The organism is Burkholderia sp. Bmkn7 (assembly GCF_041103175.1).
Classification (GTDB): Bacteria; Pseudomonadota; Gammaproteobacteria; order Burkholderiales; family Burkholderiaceae; genus Burkholderia; species Burkholderia cepacia.
In genome coordinates this window covers 2,531,808-2,554,076 of record NZ_JBGCUH010000003.1, presented here as the reverse complement: position 1 = coordinate 2,554,076, position 22,269 = coordinate 2,531,808, and the positions used below count along the sequence as shown (strand labels likewise).

16 protein-coding genes are annotated in these 22,269 nt (G+C 67.4%); 13 read left to right on the top strand and 3 right to left on the bottom strand.

Annotated elements, in window-relative coordinates:
* Positions 1 to 115: 115 nt before the first annotated feature.
* The 5 genes from AB3K92_RS33420 (at position 116) to def (ending at position 8,859) form a co-directional block, all read left to right on the top strand.
* A complete protein-coding gene (locus AB3K92_RS33420) occupies positions 116 to 1,057 on the top strand; it encodes a DMT family transporter (protein ID WP_027787082.1) in 942 nt (313 codons plus the stop codon).
* Between the two features lie 139 nt (positions 1,058 to 1,196).
* Positions 1,197 to 4,709, top strand: coding sequence for a chromosome segregation protein SMC (smc, locus tag AB3K92_RS33415; RefSeq protein ID WP_059651618.1), 3,513 nt, complete (start codon positions 1,197 to 1,199; stop codon positions 4,707 to 4,709).
* 85 nt (positions 4,710 to 4,794) lie between these two features.
* Positions 4,795 to 6,087, top strand: a complete 1,293-nt coding sequence (locus AB3K92_RS33410) for a cell division protein ZipA C-terminal FtsZ-binding domain-containing protein (RefSeq protein ID WP_059585834.1) — start codon at positions 4,795 to 4,797, stop codon at positions 6,085 to 6,087.
* A gap of 166 nt (positions 6,088 to 6,253) precedes the next feature.
* Positions 6,254 to 8,329, top strand: a complete 2,076-nt coding sequence (gene ligA / locus AB3K92_RS33405) for an NAD-dependent DNA ligase LigA (RefSeq protein ID WP_021159099.1) — start codon at positions 6,254 to 6,256, stop codon at positions 8,327 to 8,329.
* Positions 8,326 to 8,859 (top strand): peptide deformylase, encoded by a 534-nt coding sequence (gene def, locus AB3K92_RS33400; RefSeq protein ID WP_059490082.1) that lies wholly within the window; start codon positions 8,326 to 8,328, stop codon positions 8,857 to 8,859. The genes ligA and def overlap by 4 nt, the downstream gene beginning before the upstream one ends.
* A gap of 89 nt (positions 8,860 to 8,948) precedes the next feature.
* On the opposite strand, the gene AB3K92_RS33395 is transcribed toward def, so the two are convergent.
* Genes AB3K92_RS33395 through map form a run of 3 tightly spaced genes read right to left on the bottom strand, consistent with a single transcriptional unit; the run spans position 8,949 to position 14,274 of the window.
* Positions 8,949 to 10,811, bottom strand: a complete 1,863-nt coding sequence (locus AB3K92_RS33395) for a pseudouridine synthase (protein WP_369466620.1) — start codon at positions 10,809 to 10,811, stop codon at positions 8,949 to 8,951.
* 16 nt (positions 10,812 to 10,827) lie between these two features.
* Positions 10,828 to 13,404, bottom strand: a complete 2,577-nt coding sequence (locus tag AB3K92_RS33390; protein WP_021159102.1) for a [protein-PII] uridylyltransferase — start codon at positions 13,402 to 13,404, stop codon at positions 10,828 to 10,830.
* A 54-nt stretch (positions 13,405 to 13,458) separates the two neighbouring features.
* Entirely contained in the window at positions 13,459 to 14,274 is an 816-nt protein-coding gene (gene map, locus AB3K92_RS33385; protein WP_021159103.1) for a type I methionyl aminopeptidase, read from the bottom strand.
* A 377-nt stretch (positions 14,275 to 14,651) separates the two neighbouring features.
* On the opposite strand from map, the gene rpsB reads away from it, so the two are divergent.
* From rpsB to rseP, 8 genes are all read left to right on the top strand, one after another.
* A complete protein-coding gene (rpsB, locus tag AB3K92_RS33380) occupies positions 14,652 to 15,392 on the top strand; it encodes a 30S ribosomal protein S2 (protein WP_006483818.1) in 741 nt (246 codons plus the stop codon).
* A 162-nt stretch (positions 15,393 to 15,554) separates the two neighbouring features.
* Positions 15,555 to 16,436 (top strand): translation elongation factor Ts, encoded by an 882-nt coding sequence (gene tsf / locus AB3K92_RS33375; RefSeq protein WP_021159104.1) that lies wholly within the window; start codon positions 15,555 to 15,557, stop codon positions 16,434 to 16,436.
* A gap of 163 nt (positions 16,437 to 16,599) precedes the next feature.
* Positions 16,600 to 17,313 (top strand): UMP kinase, encoded by a 714-nt coding sequence (gene pyrH, locus AB3K92_RS33370; RefSeq protein ID WP_011352459.1) that lies wholly within the window; start codon positions 16,600 to 16,602, stop codon positions 17,311 to 17,313.
* A 91-nt stretch (positions 17,314 to 17,404) separates the two neighbouring features.
* Positions 17,405 to 17,965 carry a ribosome recycling factor gene (gene frr, locus AB3K92_RS33365; protein WP_021159105.1) on the top strand — a complete coding sequence of 187 codons (561 nt, stop codon included), beginning with the start codon at positions 17,405 to 17,407 and terminating at the stop codon, positions 17,963 to 17,965.
* A 47-nt stretch (positions 17,966 to 18,012) separates the two neighbouring features.
* Positions 18,013 to 18,795 (top strand): polyprenyl diphosphate synthase, encoded by a 783-nt coding sequence (uppS, locus tag AB3K92_RS33360; RefSeq protein ID WP_006478494.1) that lies wholly within the window; start codon positions 18,013 to 18,015, stop codon positions 18,793 to 18,795.
* Positions 18,789 to 19,610 carry a phosphatidate cytidylyltransferase gene (locus AB3K92_RS33355; protein WP_042974809.1) on the top strand — a complete coding sequence of 274 codons (822 nt, stop codon included), beginning with the start codon at positions 18,789 to 18,791 and terminating at the stop codon, positions 19,608 to 19,610. The genes uppS and AB3K92_RS33355 overlap by 7 nt, the downstream gene beginning before the upstream one ends.
* Positions 19,611 to 19,625: 15 nt before the next feature.
* Complete coding sequence (locus tag AB3K92_RS33350) at positions 19,626 to 20,822, top strand: 1-deoxy-D-xylulose-5-phosphate reductoisomerase (RefSeq protein WP_021159108.1); 1,197 nt, start codon at positions 19,626 to 19,628, stop codon at positions 20,820 to 20,822.
* 11 nt (positions 20,823 to 20,833) lie between these two features.
* Positions 20,834 to 22,219: an RIP metalloprotease RseP gene (gene rseP / locus AB3K92_RS33345; protein ID WP_048020907.1), complete on the top strand. Its 1,386-nt coding sequence runs from the start codon at positions 20,834 to 20,836 to the stop codon at positions 22,217 to 22,219.
* Positions 22,220 to 22,269 lie beyond the last annotated feature (50 nt).

Sequence of the window (22,269 nt, the reverse complement as noted above, 5' to 3'; positions counted from 1 at the left end):
TGCGAACGGGCGCCGCGGGCGCACGGGTCGCAACGGACGATTATAGCGTGACGGAACGCGGTCACGGCCTGCCGGAACGGCGGCCGGGCCGGTCGAATAAAGGGTATCGAACCAAATGAATAACGCGGTACGCGGCAGCCTGCCGACGCTGGCCATCCTGATCGGCGCATCGGTATGGGGCCTGATCTGGTATCCGCTGCGGATCCTTGCGTCGCTCGGCGTGACGGGCACGCTCGCGAGCGCGCTGACGAGCCTCGTCGCGTTCCTGTTCGTGATCGTCGCGCGGCACCGCACGATCGCGACGCTGCGCTGGCACTGGGTGCTGGCCGGCATCGCGGTGACGGCCGGCGTGACGAACCTCGGGTTCGTGTGGGGCACGATCCACGGCGAAGTGCTGCGTGTGATGCTGCTGTTCTACCTGACCCCCGCGTGGACCGCGATCTACGCGCACTTCCTGCTGCGCGAGCGGCTGACCTGGGCCGGCGCGGGGCTCGCGGCGCTGTCGATCGGCGGCGCGATGCTGATGCTGTGGTCGCCGGCGCTCGGCCTGCCGCTGCCGGCCAGCCCGGCCGAATGGGCCGGCCTCGCTGCCGGGCTGAGCTTCGCGATGAGCAACGTGCTCGTGATCAAGGCGAGCCGCGAGCTGCCGGAGATGCGCGCGGAGATGCGCACCGCGACGCTGTTCGGCGGCGCGGCCGTGTTCGGCGCGATCGCGTCGCTGTTCGAGGGGCTGCCGGCTGCGCCGGCGGGCGGCCAGCTCGGTGTCGCCGCGCTGATCATCGTCGCGATCGGCGTGACGATGGCGTCGAACAACCTGCTCGTGCAGTACGGGCTCGCGCGTGTGCCGGCGAACCGCGCGTCGATCATCATGCTGTTCGAGATCGTGATCACCGCGCTGTCGGCGTGGGTGTTCGCGAACGAGCTGCCGACCGCGCGCGAGTGGGCGGGCGGCGCATGCATCGTGCTGGCCACGCTGCTGTCGAGCCGGGTCCATCGTGCCGCGCCGGCACCGGACAAACCCGGCGACGGTCGGGACGGTGCACGCGCGATGGTATGATGGAAGCCGTTTGCGGGGCCCAACGCTGGATGCGCGCGGCCCCGCTTTTGAATTCCGGGGCGCGTCGCGCGCATGGGCCGTCCGGCCTCGCGCAGTGCGGCTCCGTCCGTTTCACACCTTCTTCACATCCGATACCGCCGTGCGTCTGAGCTCGATCAAACTCGCTGGCTTCAAATCCTTTGTCGATCCCACGCATTTCCAGGTTCCGGGCCAGCTTGTCGGCGTGGTGGGCCCGAACGGGTGCGGCAAGTCCAACATCATCGACGCCGTGCGCTGGGTGCTCGGCGAGTCGCGCGCTTCCGAGCTGCGCGGCGAGTCGATGCAGGACGTGATCTTCAACGGCTCGACCGCCCGCAAGCCCGGCAGCCGGGCCAGCGTCGAACTGATCTTCGACAACTCCGACGGCCGCGCGGCCGGCCAGTGGGGCCAGTACGGCGAGATCGCCGTGAAGCGCGTGCTCACGCGCGACGGCACGTCGAGTTACTACATCAACAACCTGCCGGCGCGCCGCCGCGACATCCAGGACATCTTCCTCGGCACGGGCCTCGGGCCGCGTGCATACGCGATCATCGGGCAGGGCATGATCGCGCGGATCATCGAGGCGAAGCCGGAAGAGCTGCGCGTGTTCCTCGAGGAAGCCGCGGGCGTATCGAAGTACAAGGAGCGCCGCCGCGAAACCGAGAACCGCCTGCACGACACGCGCGAGAACCTGACGCGCGTCGAGGACATCGTCCGCGAACTCGGCGCGAACCTCGAGAAGCTCGAGGCGCAGGCCGTCGTCGCGACCAGGTACAAGGAACTCGTCGCCGACGGCGAGGAGAAGCAGCGCCTGCTGTGGTTGCTGCGCAAGAACGAGGCCGCCGGCGAGCAGCAGAAGCAGCAGCGCGCGATCGAACAGGCGCAGATCGACCTCGAGGCGCAGACGGCGAAGCTGCGCGAGGTCGAGGCGCAGCTCGAGACGCTGCGTGTCGCGCATTACTCGGCGAGCGACGCGATGCAGGGCGCGCAGGGTTCGCTCTACGAGGCGAATGCCGAGGTGAGCCGCCTCGAAGCCGAGATCAAGTTCATCGTCGAATCGCGCAATCGCGTGCAGGCGCAGATCGCCGCGCTGAATGCGCAGCGCGAGCAATGGCGCGCGCAGGCCGAGAAGGCGCAGGACGAGCTCGAGGAAGCCGAGGAAGCGCGCGCGATGGCCGACGAGAAGGCCGCGCTCGCCGAAGACAACGCCGCCGCGAAGCACGACGCACTGCCGGCGCTCGAAGCGAAATGGCGCGATGCGCAGGCGCAGCTCAACGACGAGCGCGCGCGGATCGCGCAGACCGAACAGTCGCTGAAACTCGAGGCCGCGCACCAGCGCAACGCCGACCAGCAGCTTCAGCAGCTTCAGCAACGCCATGAGCGCCTGAAGAGCGAAGCGGGCGGGCTCGACGCGCCGGACGAGGCCCAGCTCGAGGAGCTGCGCATGCAGCTGGCCGAGCAGGAAGAGATCCTTGCCGAAGCGCAGGCGCGCCTCGCCGACGCGCAGGAAACGGTGCCGCGCCTCGATGGCGAACGCCGTGCCGCGCAGGAGCGCGTGCAGGCCGAGGCCGCGCAGATCCACCAGCTCGAGGCGCGTCTCGCCGCGTTGAAGCAACTGCAGGAAAACGTGCAGACCGAAGGCAAGGTGCAGCCCTGGCTCGACAAGCACGAGCTCGGCGCGCTGCCGCGCCTGTGGAAGAAGCTGCACGTCGAGGCCGGCTGGGAAGCGGCGCTCGAGGCCGTGCTGCGCGAGCGTCTCGCCGCGCTCGAAGTGTCGAATCTCGACTGGGTGAAGGCATTCGCGACCGATGCGCCGCCGGCGAAGCTCGCGTTCTATGCGCCGCCCGCGGCCGGCGAACCGCCCGCGGCCGTGGCGGGCCTGCGCCCGGTGCTGTCGCTCGTGCGCATCGACGATGCGGGCATCCGTGCGGTGCTGAACGACTGGCTCGGCAACGTGTATGTCGCCGACGACGTCGCACAGGCGCTCGCGACGCGCACGCAGCTGCCGGCAGGCGGCGCGTTCGTCGTCAAGGCCGGCCATGTCGTCACGCGCGTCGGCGTGCAGCTCTATGCCGCCGATTCGGAGCAGGCCGGGATGCTGGCCCGCCAGCAGGAAATCGAAAACCTGACGCGCCAGGTGCGTGCGCAGGCGCTGCTCGCCGACGAGGCGCGCACGGCAGCCGTGCGCGCGGAAGCCGCGCACACGCAGGCCACGCAGGCGCTCGGCGACGTGCGCGCACAGGCCGAGCGTGCGACGCAACGCGTGCACGCGCTGCAGATGGACGTGCTGAAGCTCGCGCAGGCGCACGAACGTTACACGCAGCGCAGCACGCAGATCCGCGAGGAACTCGAGGAAATCGGCGCGCAGATCGAAGAGCAGCGCGCGATGCGCGCTGAATCGGAAGCGAATTTCGAGCGTTTCGACGGCGAACTCGCGGAGCTGCAGGCGCGCTTCGAGGACAACCAGCTCGCATTCGAAGCACTCGACGAATCGCTGACGCAGGCGCGTCAGGAAGCGCGCGACCTGGAGCGCGGCGCGAACGACGCGCGCTTCGCCGCGCGCAACGCGGTCACGCGGATCGACGAACTCAAGCGCAGCATCCAGGTCGCGCACGAGCAGAGCGAACGTGTTGCCGGATCGCTGGAAGACGCACGCGCCGAACTCGAGACGATCAACGAGCAGACCGCGCACACGGGCCTGCAGGATGCGCTCGAAGTGCGTGCGGTGAAGGAAGAGGCGCTGCAGGCCGCGCGGATCGAACTCGACGACCTGACCGCGAAGCTGCGCGCGTCGGACGAGCAGCGGCTCGTCGCCGAGCGCTCGCTGCAGCCGCTGCGCGACCGCATCACCGAATTGCAGTTGAAGGAGCAGGCCGCGCGCCTGGCGGTCGAGCAGTTCGCCGAGCAACTGACCGCGGCCGAGGTCGACGAGGAGGCGCTGCGCGAGAAGCTCACGCCGGATCTGAAGCCGTCGTACCTGCAAGGCGAGGTCACGCGCCTGAACAACGCGATCAATGCGCTCGGCCCGGTGAACATGGCCGCGCTCGACGAGCTGAAGGCCGCGAGCGAGCGCAAGGTGTTCCTCGATGCGCAGTCGGCCGACCTGATCGACGCGATCACGACGCTCGAGGACGCGATCCACAAGATCGACCAGGAAACCCGCACGCTGCTGCAAGGCACTTTCGACGAGGTCAACCGTCACTTCAGCGACCTGTTCCCGCGCCTGTTCGGCGGCGGCCAGGCGAAGCTGATCATGACGGGCGACGAGATCCTCGATGCCGGCGTGCAGGTGATGGCGCAGCCGCCGGGCAAGAAGAACGCGACGATTCACCTGCTGTCGGGCGGCGAGAAGGCGCTGACCGCGACCGCACTGGTGTTCGCGATGTTCCAGCTCAATCCGGCGCCGTTCTGTCTGCTCGACGAGGTCGACGCGCCGCTCGACGACGCGAACACCGAGCGTTTCGCGAATCTCGTGCGCGCGATGTCCGACAAGACGCAGTTCCTGTTCATCTCGCACAACAAGATCGCGATGGAGATGGCGCAGCAGCTGATCGGCGTGACGATGCAGGAGCAGGGCGTGTCGCGGATCGTCGCGGTGGACATGGAAACCGCCGCGGGTTTTGCCCAGAATTGACGTTTGACGAAACCGGACCGCGTTCGCGCGGCGCATGGGCGCCCGTTCGCGGTTCCGACGAACAAGAATTGCTGATGGAGCGTGCATGGACGAGTTGACACTCGGTTTGATCGGCGCGGGCGCCGTCGTGGTGGGCGGCGTCGTGGTCTACAACGCATGGCAGGGCGCGAAGGTGCGGCGCAGGATGCCGCGCCCGATGCCGGAGGAAGCGGCCGAGGCGATGAACCGCCCCGAGCGCGACGAAGAGTTGCCGTTCATCGAGCCGGTGCGTCAGCCGGTGCGGCGCGAGCCTGCGGCGCCGGCTGCGACTGCTGCTGCGGCCGCCACGTCGGCGGAAGTCGCGCGCGTCGAGCCGACCTTCGGCGGTGCGGCGCCTGCCGACATGCCGGCCGACCTGCAGGCCGAGGCGACCGGTGTCGAGCCGTCGGCAGAGCCGGCCGAGCCGGTCGACGCGGTTGCCGGAGAAGACACCGTGCCGGCCGCCGCGCACGACACGCACGCTGAAGCGGCCGAGCCGGTCGAACCCGTGCTGCCGGCCGCGACGACGATCTCGTCGGCACCGCCGGCGATCGTCGACCGCCGGATCGACTGCATCGTGCCGATCCGGCTCAACGGTTTGCTGCCGGGCGACAAGATCCTGCCGGCCGCGCAGCGGCTGCGCCGCGCGGGCAGCAAGCCCGTGCATATCGAAGGCAAGCCCGAAGGCGGCCAGTGGGAGCTGCTGCAGAACGGCGTGCGCTACGAGGAACTGCGCGCAGCCGCGCAGCTCGCGAACCGCAGCGGCGCGCTGAACGAGCTCGAGTTTTCCGAATTCGTGACGGGTGTCCAGCAGTTCGCCGACGCGATCGACGGCGCGCCGGAATTCCCGGACATGATGGAAACGGTCGCGATGGCGCGCGAGCTCGACGCGTTTGCCGCGCAGTGCGACGCGCAACTGTCGATCAACGTGATGTCGGACGGCGCGCCTTGGTCGGCGAACTACGTGCAGGCGGTCGCGTCGCAGGACGGGCTGCTGCTGTCCCGCGACGGCACGCGTTTCGTGAAGCTCGACGCGAAGCAGAACCCGGTGTTCATGCTGCAGTTCGGCGACACGAACTTCCTGCGTGACGACCTCACGTACAAGGGCGGCAACATGATCACGCTGGTGCTCGACGTGCCGGTCGCCGAAGAGGACATCCTGCCGTTCCGGCTGATGTGCGACTACGCGAAGTCGCTGTCCGAACGGATCGGTGCGCGGGTCGTCGACGATTCGCGCCGGCCGCTGCCGGAATCGACGCTCGTCGCGATCGACCAGCAACTGATGAAGCTGTACGCGAAGCTCGAGGAAGCCGGCATCCCGGCCGGTTCGCCGGTCACGCGCCGCCTCTTCAGCCAGTAACGCGAACGCACGGGCGGCGGGCTTCGGCGCCGCCGTTCGTCGCTGCGGCGCACACCTCGCTGTTTGCGCTGCAGCACGCGCATCGGGCGCGTTTTGCGCGCCCCGCCACGGCGGCAAACTGAGATAATCGGGCATCCGATTTTCTCAGAACGAATCTGCCGCCAGCATGGCCCGAACCCAAGCCGAACCGCCAGCCAGCCAGCCCGACGCGCGCGCCGCGTGGCTGCGCGACCAACTCGAGCGGGCGAACTACGCCTACTACGTGCTCGATCAGCCGGATCTGCCCGACGCCGAGTACGACCGACTGTTTCGCGAACTGCAGCAGCTCGAAACCGATCATCCCGAACTCGTGACGCCCGATTCGCCGACGCAGCGCGTAGGCGGCGAGGCGGCCGGCGGCTTCACGCCGGTCGTCCACGACGCGCCGATGCTGTCGCTGAACAACGGTTTTACCGACGAGGACATCGTCGCGTTCGACAAGCGCGTCGCCGATGCGCTCGACAAGGCGACCGATCTCGCCGGTTCGGTGACGGAGCCGGTCGACTACGCGTGCGAACTGAAGTTCGACGGTCTCGCGATCTCGCTGCGCTACGAGCAGGGCGTATTCGTGCAGGCGTCGACGCGCGGCGACGGCACGACCGGCGAGGACGTGACCGAGAACGTGCGCACGATCCGCTCGATTCCGCTGAAGCTGAAGGGCAAGAACGTGCCGGCCGTACTCGACGTGCGCGGCGAGGTGCTGATGTTCAAGCGCGATTTCGCACGCCTGAACGAACGCCAGCGCGCGGCCGAGCAGCGCGAATTCGCGAACCCGCGCAACGCGGCGGCCGGCAGCCTGCGCCAGCTCGACTCGAAGATCACCGCGCAGCGTCCGCTGTCGTTCTTCGCGTACGGGATTGGCGTGCTCGACGGGATGCCGATGCCCGATACGCACAGCGCGCTGCTCGACTGGTACGAGTCGCTCGGCCTGCCCGTGAACCGCGAGCGCGCGGTCGTGCAGGGCGCCCAGGGTTTGCTCGACTTCTTCCGCAAGATCGGCGAGAAGCGCGAGTCGCTGCCCTACGACATCGACGGTGTCGTCTACAAGGTCAACCGGCGTGACGAGCAGGAGCGCCTCGGCTTCGTGTCGCGTGCGCCGCGCTTTGCGCTCGCTCACAAGTTCCCCGCGCAGGAAGCGCTGACGAAGCTCGTCGCGATCGACGTGCAGGTCGGGCGCACCGGTGCGATCACACCGGTCGCGCGCCTCGAGCCGGTGTTCGTCGGCGGTGCGACGGTGACCAACGCGACGCTGCACAACGAGGACGAGGTGCGCCGCAAGGACATCCGGATCGGCGATACCGTGATCGTGCGCCGCGCCGGCGACGTGATCCCCGAAGTGGTCGGTGCGCTGCTCGACCGGCGCCCGGCCGATGCGGCCGAATTCGTGATGCCGACCGAATGCCCGGTGTGCGGCTCGAAGATCGAGCGCCTGCCGGACGAGGCGATCGCGCGCTGCACGGGCGGCCTGTTCTGTCCGGCGCAGCGCAAGCAGGCACTGTGGCACTTCGCGCAGCGCCGCGCACTCGACATCGACGGTCTCGGCGAGAAGATCATCGACCAGCTCGTCGAGCTGAATCTCGTGCGCACGCCGGCCGACCTGTTCAATCTCGGCTTTGCGACGCTCGCCGAGCTCGACCGGTTTGCCGAGAAGTCCGCACAGAACCTGCTCGACTCGCTCGAGAAGGCGAAGCACACGACGCTCGCGCGCTTCATCTACGGGCTCGGTATCCGTCACGTGGGCGAATCGACCGCGAAGGATCTCGCGAAGCATTTCGGCTCGCTCACGCCGATCATGGACGCGTCGATCGAAGAGCTGCTCGAAGTCAACGACGTCGGGCCGATCGTCGCCGAGTCGCTCCACCAGTTTTTCGCGGAAGAGCACAACCGGACCGTGATCGAGCAGTTGCGCGCGCCGGGCAAGGTGACGTGGCCGGAAGGGCCGCCCGCGCCGAAGGCGCCGCAGGGCGTGCTGGCCGGCAAGACCGTCGTGCTGACGGGCACGCTGCCGACGCTCACGCGCGATGCCGCGAAGGAAATGCTCGAAGCGGCGGGCGCGAAAGTGGCCGGTTCGGTATCGAAGAAGACGGATTACGTGGTCGCGGGCGCCGAAGCCGGCAGCAAGCTCGCGAAGGCCGAGGAACTCGGCATCCCCGTGCTGGACGAAGACGGCCTGCACCAACTCCTGGAGGGCAATACGCCATGATTCGCGAGATCCTGAAGATGGGCGATCCGCGCCTGCTCGAAGTCGCCAAGCCGGTCGAGCGGTTCGATACACCCGAGCTGCACGAGATCGTCGCGGACATGTTCGAGACGATGCACCATGCGAACGGCGCCGGCCTGGCTGCGCCGCAGATCGGCATCGGGCTGCAGATCATCATCTTCGGCTTCGGCAACAACAACCGCTACCCGGAAGCGCCGCCGGTGCCCGAGACCGTGCTGATCAACCCGAAGGTCGAGTACCTGCCGCCGGACATGGAAGAGGGCTGGGAAGGCTGCCTGTCGGTGCCGGGCATGCGCGGCGTCGTCAGCCGCTACGCGAAGGTGCGCTACAGCGGCTTCGACCAGTTCGGCGAGAAGATCGATCGTGTCGCCGAGGGATTCCACGCACGCGTCGTCCAGCACGAATACGATCACCTGATCGGCAAGCTGTATCCGATGCGGATCACCGATTTCACGCGCTTCGGCTTCACGGAGGTGCTGTTCCCGGGGCTCGATCCGGCTTCCGACGACTGATCCCTCTGCTTTCCCGGTTTCTCGCAGACAAGAAAAAGCCCGCTTGCGCGGGCTTTTTCATTGCATGGCCACGGGTGGCGCGCCGGCGGTCAGAACGTCTCGTCGGCCGACAGATAGCGCCATTGCCCCTGCGGCAGTGCGCCGAGCATCACGCGGCCCATCCGGACGCGCTTCAGGCCGATCACGTCGAGACCCACCAGTTCGCACATGCGGCGGATCTGGCGCTTCTTGCCTTCGCGCAGCACGAAGCGCAACTGCTCGCCGTTCTGCCAGCTCACCATCGCGGGCTTCAGCGCGACGCCGTCGAGCTCGAGGCCGTGGCGCAGCTTCGCGAGCGATTCCGCCGGGAAGTGCTGGTCGATGTCGATCAGCCGTTCGCCGAAGCGCACGCGCACCAGGTACTCCTTGTCGATATCCGACTGTTCGCCGATCAGCTGCTTCGCGATCACGCCGTTCTGCGTCAGCACGAGCAGGCCGGTCGAATCGATGTCCAGGCGGCCGGCCGGTGCGAGCGCGTGCAGGTGCTGCGGCGAGAAGCGTACCGGTGAATGGTCGCCGCTCCAGCGGTTCGCGCGCGTGATCAGCACGGCTGCGGGCTCGTAGCCGTCTTCCGCCTGGCCCGACACATAACCGACGGGCTTGTGCAGCAGGATCGTCACTTGCGCGGCCTGCGCGGCGCTCGCGCGCTCGTCGATCTCGATCTTCTGGTCGGCGCGGACCTTGGTGCCGAGCGTGTCGATGCGTTCGCCGTCGACGAGTACCCAACCCTTCTCGATCCATTCGTCGGCTTCGCGGCGCGAGCACATGCCGAGCTCGGACATCCGCTTCGACAGGCGCATCAGGCCCGTTTCGTCGCCGTAGTCGACGTCGGCCGCCGCGCGCTTGACCGGTTGCGCGGTCTTGACCGCACCGAACGAGCGGCGTTCGCCGTCGCGTGCGGGGCGAGCCGGGCGGTCGCCGAAGCTGCGCTTTGCGCCTTCGGCGGGCGCCTTGTCGCGATAGGACGGGCGTTTGCCGTCGTCGGCACCTGCGCGGCGCGGACGGGCATCGTCATCACGACGCGGCGGACGATCGGACGACGTGCGGCGGTCGCCGAAGCTGCGCTTTGCGCCTTCGCCGGATGCCTTGTCGCGATAGGACGGGCGTTTGTCGTCGTCGCCACCTGCGCGGCGCGGACGGGCATCGTCATCGCGGCGCGGCGGACGATCGGACGACGGGCGGCGGTCGCCGAAGCTGCGCTTCGCGCCTTCACCGGCTGCCTTGTCGCGATAGGACGAGCGTTTGTCGTCGTCGCCACCTGCGCGGCGCGGACGGGCATCGTCATCACGGCGCGGCGGTCGATCGGACGACGTGCGACGGTCGCCGAAGCTGCGCTTCGCGCCTTCGCCGGCTGCCTTGTCGCGATAGGACGAGCGTTTGTCGTCGTCGCCACCTGCGCGGCGCGGACGGGCATCTTCATCACGGCGCGGCGGACGATCGGACGACGTGCGTCGATCGCCGAAGCTGCGCTTTGCACCTTCACCGGCTGCCTTGTCGCGATAGGACGAGCGTTTGTCGTCGTCGCCACCTGCGCGACGCGGACGTGCGTCGTCATCACGGCGCGGCGGACGATCGGACGACGTGCGTCGATCGCCGAAGCTACGCTTCGCCCCTTCGCCGGCCGCGTTTTCGCGATACGGCGCGCGCGTGCCGCGTTCGGCACCGCCGTCACGCGGCGCACGCTTGGCCGGTGCGCGATCCGCGCCCGGGCGCTCGGCGCCTGCCGCGCCGCGCGGCTTGAACGAGCGTTCGCCGGCGGCGGCCGGGGACGCCTTCTTCGGGCGGGCCGGCTTGTCCCCTGCGGGCGGCGCAGCGGGACGCACCGCCTTGCGGGCGACGAGGCTGCCGGAGCGGACAGGGGCGCGGGTCGGCGACGCCGGCTTCGGATTCTTGACGGTTAGTTTGGTGCGCATAAACGCTGGGATTCATTCAGACTGCGATCGCACGCAGCAACTCGGTTTCAAGCTGGATCTGCAGGCGGTTGTCGGACAGGCCGGCACCCGCGAGCAGGAAGATGTCCTCGACGCGTTCGCCGAGCGTATTGATCCGCGCCGCATGGACGCCGATCCGATGCTCGGCGAGTACGCGCGCGATCGAATAGAGAAGGCCCGGCCGGTCGTTGGCCGACACGGACAGGATGTAGTATTGGCCGCGCTCGTCGGCCCGCAGGTCGACGCGCGGCGTGATCGGAAACGTCCGGGACAGCCTCGACAGGCGGCCCTTGGACGGCTCCGGCAGCGATGCGGTTTCGGTGAGCCGCGACGCGAGCTGTTGTTCGACGAGATTCGCGATGTCGCGGTAGCGCACGTCGCGTTCGGTCTGCGTGACGATGAAGTTGTCGAGCGCGTAGCCGTGCCGCGTCGTGCTGACGCGCGCGTCGAGCACCGACAGCCCGTTGCGGTCGAAATACGCGCAGATGCCCGCGAACAGGTCGGGCCGATCCTTCACGTACACGAGCACCTGCAGCGCGTCGCCGATCGGCGACGGCCGCGCGCGGACGATCGCGGTTTCGGCGTTCACGTGACGGTACAGCACGCGTGTCTGCCACGCGATGTCGGCTGCGTCGTGACGCAGGAAGAAGCCGACGTCGAGCTGGTCCCACAGTGCGCGATGGGCGTCGTCGGGCACGGTTTCGAGGCGCAGCAGCGCGAGCGCCTGCTCCTGCCGCGACTTCAGCTCCGAATGCGCGTCGGGGTTGGCCCCGCCGAGCACCGCGAGCGTGATGCGGTACAGGTCCTCGAGCAGCTTGCCTTTCCACGTGTTCCACACCTTCGGGCTCGTGCCGCGGATATCGGCGACGGTCAGCAGGTACAGCGCGGTGAGGTAGCGTTCGTTGCCGACGACTTCCGCAAAGCGCTTGATGACCTCCGGGTCGCTCGTGTCCTGCTTCTGCGCGACCTGGCTCATCGTCAGGTGATGCTGGACGAGCCACACGATCAGCGACGCGTCGTCGCCGGCGATGCCGTGCTCGCGGCAGAAGCGCCGCGCATCGGCCATTCCGAGCGTCGAGTGATCGCCGCCGCGGCCTTTCGCGATGTCGTGGAACAGCGCGGCGACATACAGCACCCACGGACGCTCGAAGTTGCCGATCAACTGGCTGCAGAACGGATATTCGTGCGCGTGCTCGGCCACCGCGAAGCGGCGGATGTTGCGCAACACCATCAGGATGTGCTGGTCGACCGTGTACACGTGGTACAGGTCGTGCTGCATCTGGCCGACGATACGGCGGAAGTTCAGCAGATAGCGGCCGAGCACGCTCGTCTGGTTCATCAGCCGGAACGCGTGCGTGATGCCTTCGGGCTGCTGCAGGATCCGCATGAACGTGTCGCGGTTCTGCGGATCGCGGCGCCACGCGTTGTTCATGATCTCGCGCGAGTTGTACAGCGCGCGCAGCGTGCGGGCGGACAGGCCCTTCACGCCGCGGGTCGTCTCGTACAGCAGGAACGCTTCGAGGATCGCGTCGGGATGGCGCTCGAACACGCCGTCGTCGACGATCTCGAGCATCCCCTGTTTCTCGACGAAGCGGTCGGGCGACAGCACGCGCGTGATGCCGCTCGTCGCGGGAAAGAGCTGCGCCTCGATGTTCTGGATCAGGATCGTCGCGAGCTGCGTGACGGCTTTCGCGGCCCAGTAATAGCGGCGCATCAGCTGCTCGCTCGCGCGCTTGGTCTGCGTCGGCTGGTAGCCGAAGCTCTCGGCCGCCTGCGTCTGCAGGTCGAACACGAGCATGTCCTGGCGGCGGCCGGCGATCACGTGCAGCCGCGCGCGCAGCGTCTTCAGGAAACCTTCGTTGCGGCGCAGCTCGCGCGCTTCGCGATCGGTGATGAGGCCGCGCGTGTCGAGTTCGCGCCAGCTGCTGCCGAAGCCCGCCGCGCGCGCGATCCACAGGATCGTCTGCAGGTCGCGCAGCCCGCCGGGGCTTTCCTTCACGTTCGGCTCGAGGCTGTACGGCGTGTCCTGGAACTTCGCGTGGCGCTGGCGCATCTCGAGCACCTTCGCGGTGAAGAACGCGCGGGCGTCGAGCGCCTCGTGGTAGCGCACCGTGAAGCGCTCGAACAGCGCGGTGCTGCCGACGATGCGCCGCGCTTCCAGCAGGGATGTTTGCACCGTGACGTCCTGCGACGCCTCCTCGATGCACTGCGCGACCGTGCGCACGCTGCTGCCGATCTCGAGGCCGAGATCCCACGCCATCCCGATGAAGCGCTCGATGCGCGCGTCGAGCGCCGGGTCGTGCGCATCGGGCAGCAGCACGAGGATGTCGACGTCGGAATAGGGCGCGAGCTCGCCGCGCCCGTAGCCGCCGACGGCGACGAGCGCCAGCGTCGCGGGCAGCCCGCAGTCGTCCCACACGCGCTTGAGCGCATCGTCGGTGAGTTTCGACAGCGCGTGCATCAGGGACGCGACGTTCGTCGCGCGGCGAAAGCGCTCGAGCATCTCCGTCTTGGCGGCCTTGAATTCGGCGCGCCGCGACAGCGCGTCGGGCGAGGGGGCGGCGTGAGCGCTCATGGGCAGCCGGTCAGGTGCGGGTGGTGCGGGTAGGGCGGGCTGGCGCGACGGCGCTCAGACCGCGGCGGCCGGTTGCGCGAACACGGGGCGCGCCGGCGTGCCGGCCGACACGGTCAGCACCTCGTAGCCGGTTTCGGTGACGAGCACCGTGTGCTCCCACTGCGCCGACAGGCTGCGGTCGCGCGTCTTGACGGTCCACTGGTCGGGCATCGTGCGGATGTCGCGCTTGCCGGCGTTGATCATCGGCTCGATCGTGAAGATCATCCCGGCCTTCAGTTCGATGCCGGTGCCCGGGCGGCCGTAGTGGACGACCTGCGGATCCTCGTGGAACACCGTGCCGATGCCGTGGCCGCAGTATTCGCGCACGACGCTGTAGCCTTGCGCTTCCGCGTGCTTCTGGATCGCGTAGCCGATGTCGCCGAGGTGCGCGCCGGGCTTGACCTGGTCGATGCCGAGCCACATGCACTCGTAGGTGGTCTGCACGAGGCGCTTCGCGAGGATCGAGCCCTCGCCGACGATGAACATCCGGCTGGTGTCGCCGAAGTAGCCGTTCTTGATCACGGTGATGTCGATGTTCAGCGCGTCGCCGTTCTTGATCACCTTCTCGCCGGGAATGCCGTGGCAGATCACGTCGTTGACCGAAATGCAGGTGGCCTTCGGGTACGGCGGATAGCCGGGCGGCTGGTAGTTCAGCGGTGCCGGGATCGTGCCCTGTTCGTTGAGCATGAACTCGTGGCAGAGGCGGTCGAGTTCGGCGGTCGTGATGCCCGCGACGACGTGCGGCGTGATGAAGTCGAGCACTTCGCTCGCGAGACGGCAGGCGACGCGCATCTCGGCGATATCGTGTTCGTTTTTGAGCGTAATAGCCATCGAGGTATGCCTGGAATGCGGTGAATTGACGGATTATCGCACCTTCTGGCAGGCGTCGCAGCCCCTGCCGGCGGTGCGGATGCGGGTTTTCGCGGATTGTCCGGCCGGCTGCCGCGCGGCAAGCGAAAGTGGTGAGCGACTTGAGAGCGGACAAATCGGCGTGCTATACTCTTTGGCTAAGTCGACATCCAAATGCCGTAGTGCCCCATTGCGGGGCGGCATCGCGGTGAAAGGCTTACGGCACGGGCGTTTTGCACGTGCCGAATCGCAAGCCGGCGCAACCAGGGTGCCGGCCGCGCGGAGATCGTGCCTTTCGGGGCAGGTTCGTGCGGCGGTACGGCGGCCGGCTTAAGACCCAACCCTCGTGGAGAATTTACATGGCAGTTACGATGCGCCAAATGCTGGAAGCGGGTGTCCACTTCGGTCACCAGACGCGCTTCTGGAACCCGAAGATGGCTCCGTTCATTTTCGGTCACCGCAACAAGATTCACATCATCAACCTCGAAAAGACGCTGCCGATGTTCACGGACGCACAGAAGTACGTGCGCCAGCTGGCAGCGAACCGCGGCACGATCCTGTTCGTCGGCACGAAGCGTCAATCGCGTGACACGATCGCCCAGGAAGCGCAGCGCGCGGGCATGCCGTACGTCAACGCACGCTGGCTCGGCGGCATGATGACCAACTTCAAGACGCTGAAGGTATCGATCAAGCGCCTGAAGGACATGGAAGCGGCAGTCGAGGCAGGCGAGCTCGAGAAGATGAGCAAGAAGGAAGCGCTGCTGTTCGAACGCGAAATCGCGAAGCTGCAGAAGTCGATCGGCGGCGTGAAGGACATGGGCGGCATTCCGGACGCAATCTTCGTCGTCGACGTCGGCTACCACAAGATTGCCGTCACGGAAGCGAACAAGCTGGGCGTGCCGGTCATCGCCGTGGTCGATACGAACCACTCGCCGGAAGGTGTGGATTACGTGATCCCGGGTAACGACGACTCGAGCAAGGCAGTCGCGCTGTACGCCGAAGGCGTGGCCGACGCGATCCTCGAAGGCCGTGCGAACGCGGTCAACGAAGTGGTCCAGGCCGCACGCGGCGACGACGAGTACGTCGAGGAAAACGCGTAACTGGCCCCGAGCCGGCGCAAAAAGGGGGCTCTCAACAGGCCCCCTTTTTTTAAGCTTGTGCGCCGGACCTGATCGCGCCGAATCGGCGCGGGTCCGGAAACGATTTTCGGCCGTTCGCGTCCAAGCGGGCGGCGTTGTGAATACAGACTCAAGGAGCGAATGATGGCGGCAATTACCGCAAGCATGGTGGCAGAACTGCGCGCGAAGACCGACGCACCGATGATGGAGTGCAAGAAGGCGCTGACGGAAGCCGACGGCGATCTGGCCAAGGCTGAAGAGCTGCTGCGCGTCAAGCTCGGCAACAAGGCAAGCAAGGCGGCATCGCGCGTGACGGCAGAAGGCGTCGTCGCATCGTTCGTCGGCGGCAACGCAGGCGCGCTGGTCGAGCTGAACTGCGAAACCGACTTCGTCGCGAAGAACGACGACTTCCTCGCATTCTCGAAGACGGTTGCAGAACTCGTCGCGACGCAGAACCCGGCCGACGTGGCAGCGCTGTCGGCACTGCCGCTCGAAGGCTCGACGGTCGACGCAGTGCGTCTGGCCCTGATCGGCAAGATCGGCGAGAACGTGTCGATCCGCCGTTTCGTCCGTTTCGAAACCGCGAACAAGATCGCAACGTACCTGCACGGCGCGCGTATCGGCGTGATCGTCGAGTACACGGGCGCGGAAGAGCAGGTCGGCAAGGACGTCGCGATGCACATCGCGGCAATGAAGCCGGTCGCGCTGTCGTCGGCTGACGTGCCGGCGGAACTGATCGAGACGGAACGCCGCGTGGCCGAGCAGAAGGCTGCGGAATCGGGCAAGCCGGCCGAGATCGTCGCGAAGATGGTCGACGGCAGCGTCCAGAAGTACCTGAAGGAAGTGTCGCTGCTGAACCAGACGTTCGTGAAGAACGACAAGCAGACGATCGAGCAGATGCTGAAGGCAGCGAATGCGGCAGTGCAGAAGTTCGCGCTGTTCGTCGTCGGCGAAGGCATCGAGAAGCGCCAGGACGACTTCGCCGCCGAAGTGGCCGCGCAAGTCGCAGCAGCAAAGCAGCAGTAAGCCGTAAGCAGTCAGGCAGTATCCGCGGCGGGCGTCCGCTCCGCCGCGGTCGGCGCCGCCGCCGGCCGGCCGGGAAACCCGGTTCGACCGTCGGCGCTTGCCCGAATCAGTATTTCGCCCCTACAGTTCGTGGTTGTCATCCTCTCGTCGCTCGGAAGCCCCTATGTCCAATGCCTATAAACGCGTCCTCCTCAAACTCTCCGGCGAAGCGCTGATGGGCGACGATGCCTTCGGCATCAATCGCGCGACGATCGAACGGATGGTGGCCGATATCGCCGAAGTCGTGCGTCTCGGTACGCAGCTCGCGGTCGTGATCGGTGGCGGTAATATTTTCCGCGGTGTCGCGGGTGGCGCGGCCGGCATGGATCGCGCGACGGCGGACTACATGGGGATGCTCGCGACGATGATGAACGCGCTGGCGCTGCAGGACGCGATGCGCCACGCCGGCATCGAGGCGCGCGTGCAGTCCGCGCTGCGCATGGACCAGGTCGTCGAGCCGTACATCCGGCCCCGCGCGATTCGCCAGCTCGAGGAAGGCCGCGTCGTGATCTTCGCGGCCGGTACGGGCAACCCGTTCTTCACGACCGACACGGCCGCCGCGCTGCGCGGTTCGGAAGTGGGCGCCGAGGTCGTGCTGAAGGCGACCAAGGTCGATGGCGTATATTCTGCCGATCCGAAGAAGGATCCGTCGGCCACGCGCTACACGACGATCACGTTCGACGAGGCGATCAGCCGCAACCTGCAGGTGATGGACGCGACGGCCTTCGCGCTGTGCCGCGACCAGAAGCTGCCGATTCGCGTGTTTTCGATCAACAAGCCGGGCGCGCTCAAGCGCATCGTGCTGGGCGAGGACGAAGGTACGCTCGTCCACGTGTAAACTCCCGCGGATGCGGGCCATCGGCCGCGGCGCGCCGGACGCGCCGGGCAGGGCCCGCGTTCTTTGAAGGTTAGAAGGTTCGGAGGTTGAAATGAGTGTCGCTGATACCAAGAAGGGCGTCGAGCAAAAGATGCAGCGCTCGATCGAGGCGTTCAAGAACGATCTGGCAAAGATCCGTACGGGCCGTGCACACACCGGTCTGCTCGATCACGTGCAGGTCGACTACTACGGGTCGATGGTGCCGATCTCGCAGGTCGCTAACCTGACGCTCGTCGATGCGCGCACGATCGGCGTGCAGCCGTGGGAAAAGAACATGGTCGCGAAGGTCGAGAAGGCCATTCGCGAAGCCGACCTGGGCCTGAACCCGGCGACGGCCGGCGACCTGATCCGCGTGCCGATGCCCGCGCTGACGGAAGAGCGCCGCCGCGAACTGACCAAGGTCGTCAAGAGCGAAGGCGAAACGGCCAAGGTCGCGATCCGCAACCTGCGCCGCGACGCGAACGAAGCGCTCAAGAAGCTCGTGAAGGACAAGGAAATCTCGGAAGACGACGAGCGCCGTGCGAGCGACGACGTGCAGAAGCTGACCGACAAGCACGTCGCCGAAATCGACAAGCTCGTGCAGACCAAGGAAGCCGAGATCATGACGGTCTGACGACCGTCCTCGCGCGCCGCCTTCTTCCCGCAACTGTCTCAACGGCCATGACCTATACCAGCTCTACCGTTCGCGTGCCTGACGTCGGTGTCGTGCCGCGTCACATCGCGATCATCATGGACGGCAACGGCCGTTGGGCGACCGAACGCCGCTTGCCGCGCGTCGCGGGGCATACCCGCGGCGTCGATGCCGTGCGGGCGGTGGTCGAAGGCTGCGCGCGCGCCGGCGTCGAATACCTGACGCTGTTCGCGTTCAGTTCGGAAAACTGGCGCCGGCCGAACGACGAAGTATCGTTCCTGATGCGGCTCTTCATCACCGCGCTCGAGCGCGAGGTCGGCAAGCTCCATGCGAACGGGATCCGCCTGCGTGTCGTCGGCGATCTCGACCGTTTCGAGCCGCGCATCCGCGAACTGATTCGCCGCGCCGAAACCAAGACGGCGCGCAACACCCGTCTTACGCTCACCATCGCGGCCAACTACGGCGGCCGGTGGGACATCCTGCAGGCGACGAAGAAGCTCGTCGAGCAGGCCGTGCGCGAAGGGCGCGAGGTCGAAGTGACCGAGGACGCGTTCGCGCCGCACCTGGCGATGGCCTATGCGCCGGAGCCCGATCTCTTCATCCGTACCGGTGGCGAGCAGCGCGTCAGCAACTTCCTGCTGTGGCAGCTCGCGTACGCCGAATTCTATTTCACCGACAAATACTGGCCGGATTTCGACGGCGCGGCACTGGCCGACGCCATGGCGTCGTATACGGAGCGCGAACGTCGTTTCGGCCGCACGAGCGCACAGCTCGAACCGCAATCGCAGAACGCCGACTCCCTTTCATGCTGAAAACCCGTGTGATCACGGCGATCGTGATGCTGGCGGTATTGCTGCCGGTGACGCTGTTCGCGCCGCTCACCGCGTTCGGCGCGCTGATCGGCGTCGTGCTCGTGTTCGCCGCGTGGGAATGGGCGCGCCTGCTCAAGCTCGGCGGCGCCGGCCCGGTCGTCTATGCCGTCGTCGCGGCGCTTGCGCTCGCGGCAACGGTGCCGCTCGGCGTCGATGCGGCTTCGTCCCGTCCCCTTTTCATGGCAGCCGGCGTGTTCTGGCTGCTGGTCGGCCCGTTCGCGCTGCGGCGCAAGCCCGAACTCGCGGGCGGCGTCTGGCGGCCGTTCCTGCTGGCGGCCGGCCTCGTGGTCTTTGCAGCCTGCTGGCATGCGCTCGTCGCGGCGCGCGCGCTGGGCGTGCCGTTCGTGCTGTCGCTGCTTCTGGTCGTCTGGCTGGCCGATATCGGCGCATACTTCGCGGGCAAGGCCTTCGGAAAGCGTAAACTGGCCGTCACGATCAGTCCCGGCAAGAGCTGGGAAGGCGCGATCGGGGGCTGGCTCGCCGTGATGGTCGTTGCCGGTGTCGCGATGGTCGTGCACGCGTTCGAGCCGACCCTGTTTTCCGCGTTCGCCGTGCGTTACGGGATGCCCGGCGCGTGGGCCGCACTGACGCTGCTGGTCGCGTACAGCGTGATCGGCGACCTGTTCGAGTCGCTGCTGAAGCGGCAGGCGGGCGTGAAGGATTCGAGTGGACTGCTGCCTGGCCATGGCGGCGTGCTCGACCGTGTCGACGCGCTGCTTCCGGTGCTGCCGCTCGCGATGCTGCTGCTTGGTTAAACCACTATTTCTGTTATGCAAAAACGTCTGACATTGCTCGGTTCCACGGGCTCGATCGGAGACAGCACGCTCGACGTGGTCGCGCGCCATCCCGAGCGCTTCTCGGTCTACGCGCTGACCGCACACCGCAACGGCGACAAGCTGGTCGAGCAATGCCTGCGCTTCGCGCCTGAAGTGGCGGTGGTCGGCGATGCCGCGACCGCCGCGCAGGTCGAAGCGAAGCTGCGTGCGGCGGGCAGCAAGACGACCGTGCTGCACGGGCCGCAGGCGCTCGTCGACGTGTCGAAGAGCGACGGCTGCGACACGGTGGTCGCGGCGATCGTCGGCGCGGCCGGCCTCGCGCCGAGCCTCGCGGCCGCGCGCGCCGGCAAGCGCATCCTGCTCGCGAACAAGGAATCGCTGGTGATGTCGGGCGCGATCTTCATGGACGCCGTGCGCGACCATGGCGCGATCCTGCTGCCGGTCGACAGCGAACACAACGCAATCTTCCAGTGCATGCCCCGCGACGAGAACGAGCACGGCGGGATCTCGAAGATCATCCTGACCGCGTCGGGCGGCCCGTTCCGCACGCGCGAGCCGGCCACGCTCGTCGACGTGACGCCGGACGAAGCGTGCAAGCATCCGAACTGGGTGATGGGCCGCAAGATCTCGGTCGACTCCGCGACGATGATGAACAAGGGTCTCGAGGTGATCGAGGCGCACTGGATCTTCGGGCTGCCGGGCGACCGGATCGACGTGCTGATCCATCCGCAGAGCGTGATCCATTCGCTCGTGTCGTACCGCGACGGCTCGGTGCTCGCCCAGCTCGGCAACCCCGACATGCGCACGCCGATCGCGCACGCACTCGCGTTCCCCGAGCGCGTCGATGCGGGCGTCGATCAGCTCGACCTCGCGCAGATCGCCCAGCTGTCGTTCGAGAAGCCCGATTACGCGCGCTTCCCGTGCCTCGCGCTCGCGCTGAAGGCACTCGAGGAAGGCGGTATCGCGAGCGCCGCATTGAACGCGGCGAACGAAGTGGCGGTCGAAGCGTTTCTCGCGCGCCGCATCGGCTTCATGGCGATTGCGGCGACGGTCGACGCCGTGCTCAACACGCTGCCGAACCGCGCGCCCGACGGGCTCGACGACGTCCTGGCGGCGGATGCAGAGGCACGCCGCCTCGCCGCCGAGATCATTGCCAAAGCGCCTGCGCCACGCGTGGAGCGCACTGTCTGAATGGGGTGCTCATGAACGTGCTGGTCGAACTGATCGCGTTTGCGGTGGCGATCGGGGTGCTGGTCGTCGTGCATGAGTACGGACATTATCGCGTCGCGCGCTGGTGCGGCGTGAAGGTGCTGCGTTTCTCGATCGGCTTCGGCCAGCCCGTCGCGCGCTGGGTCAGCCGCCGGACGGGCACCGAGTGGACGCTGTCCGCGTTGCCGCTCGGCGGCTACGTGAAGATGCTCGACGAGCGCGATCCCGGCCCCGGCATCCCGCCCGAGGAGCTCGGCCAGGCGTTCAACCGGCAATCGGTCTACAAGCGCATCGCGATCGTCGCGGCCGGCCCGATTGCCAACTTCCTGTTGGCAATCTTCCTGTTTTCCGTCGTATTTGCCACCGGCGTGACCGAGCCGGCCGCGATCGTCGCGCCGCCGGCCGCCGGTACGGCGGCGGCGCGCGCGGGCTTCGACGGTGGTGAGGCGATCGTGTCGATCCGCAACGTGCGCACGGGCGACGCGCAAGGCGGCGAGTCCGAGCCGGTAAGGTCGTGGTCGGACCTGCGCTGGAAGCTGCTCGCGGCCGCGTTCGATCACCGCGAGATCGTGCTCGGCGCGCGCGACGGCAACACGACGTTCGATTTCCGCGTCGACCTGCGCAACGTTCCCGAAAGTCAGCTCGACGACGATTTCATGGCCCGTCTGGGTTTCGAGGCCGGCGGCGGCACGCTGTCGATCGCGACGGTGCAGCCCGGCAGCGCGGCGGAGCAGGCGGGCCTGAAGTCCGGCGACAAGCTGGTCGCGCTCGACGGCAAGCCGATCGGCGGCGCGACGCGCTTCATCGATTTCGTGAAACACCATGCAGGCAAGCCGCTCGAGCTGCAGATCGAGCGCGACGGCGCCGCGCAGACGGTGTCGATCGTGCCGCAGATGCAGCGCGACGATGAATCGGGGCAGCAGGTCGGCCGTATCGGTGCGGCGCTGTCGATGCACGCGCCGTCCGTCGACGTGCGTTACGGGCCGATCGAGAGCCTGCGGCTCGGCGCGCACCGCACGTGGGACATCTCCGTGTATTCGCTGCGGATGTTCGGGCGCATGATCACGGGCAACGCGTCGCTGAAGAACCTGTCCGGCCCCGTGACGATTGCCGACTACGCGGGCAAGAGTGCGCGGCTCGGTCCGTCGGCGTTCCTGTCGTTCCTCGCCCTTGTCAGCATTAGCCTTGGCGTCCTGAACTTGTTGCCGATTCCCGTTTTGGACGGGGGGCATCTGTTATATTATGCGGTTGAAGCCGCGACCGGGAAAGCCGTCTCGGAGCGCTGGCAGCTGATTCTGCAAAGAGCCGGGTTGATCTGCATCGTCGCGTTGTCGGCGATCGCGCTGTTCAACGATCTGGCTCGGTTAATCCATTTCTGAAGCGTCAGGCGGCGGCCGCAGGGCAGTCGCCCGATTTGATGCAGCTAAAT

Coding starts and splice junctions, on each gene's coding strand:
- AB3K92_RS33355 (WP_042974809.1), top strand. CDS start 18,789: ATGCTGAAAACCCGTGTGATCACGGCGATCGTGATGCTGGCGGTATTG.
- uppS (WP_006478494.1), top strand. CDS start 18,013: ATGACCTATACCAGCTCTACCGTTCGCGTGCCTGACGTCGGTGTCGTG.
- AB3K92_RS33395 (WP_369466620.1), bottom strand. CDS start 10,811: ATGCGCACCAAACTAACCGTCAAGAATCCGAAGCCGGCGTCGCCGACC.
- AB3K92_RS33350 (WP_021159108.1), top strand. CDS start 19,626: ATGCAAAAACGTCTGACATTGCTCGGTTCCACGGGCTCGATCGGAGAC.
- pyrH (WP_011352459.1), top strand. CDS start 16,600: ATGTCCAATGCCTATAAACGCGTCCTCCTCAAACTCTCCGGCGAAGCG.
- tsf (WP_021159104.1), top strand. CDS start 15,555: ATGGCGGCAATTACCGCAAGCATGGTGGCAGAACTGCGCGCGAAGACC.
- AB3K92_RS33390 (WP_021159102.1), bottom strand. CDS start 13,404: ATGAGCGCTCACGCCGCCCCCTCGCCCGACGCGCTGTCGCGGCGCGCC.
- rseP (WP_048020907.1), top strand. CDS start 20,834: ATGAACGTGCTGGTCGAACTGATCGCGTTTGCGGTGGCGATCGGGGTG.
- AB3K92_RS33420 (WP_027787082.1), top strand. CDS start 116: ATGAATAACGCGGTACGCGGCAGCCTGCCGACGCTGGCCATCCTGATC.
- AB3K92_RS33410 (WP_059585834.1), top strand. CDS start 4,795: ATGGACGAGTTGACACTCGGTTTGATCGGCGCGGGCGCCGTCGTGGTG.
- rpsB (WP_006483818.1), top strand. CDS start 14,652: ATGGCAGTTACGATGCGCCAAATGCTGGAAGCGGGTGTCCACTTCGGT.
- def (WP_059490082.1), top strand. CDS start 8,326: ATGATTCGCGAGATCCTGAAGATGGGCGATCCGCGCCTGCTCGAAGTC.
- frr (WP_021159105.1), top strand. CDS start 17,405: ATGAGTGTCGCTGATACCAAGAAGGGCGTCGAGCAAAAGATGCAGCGC.
- map (WP_021159103.1), bottom strand. CDS start 14,274: ATGGCTATTACGCTCAAAAACGAACACGATATCGCCGAGATGCGCGTC.
- ligA (WP_021159099.1), top strand. CDS start 6,254: ATGGCCCGAACCCAAGCCGAACCGCCAGCCAGCCAGCCCGACGCGCGC.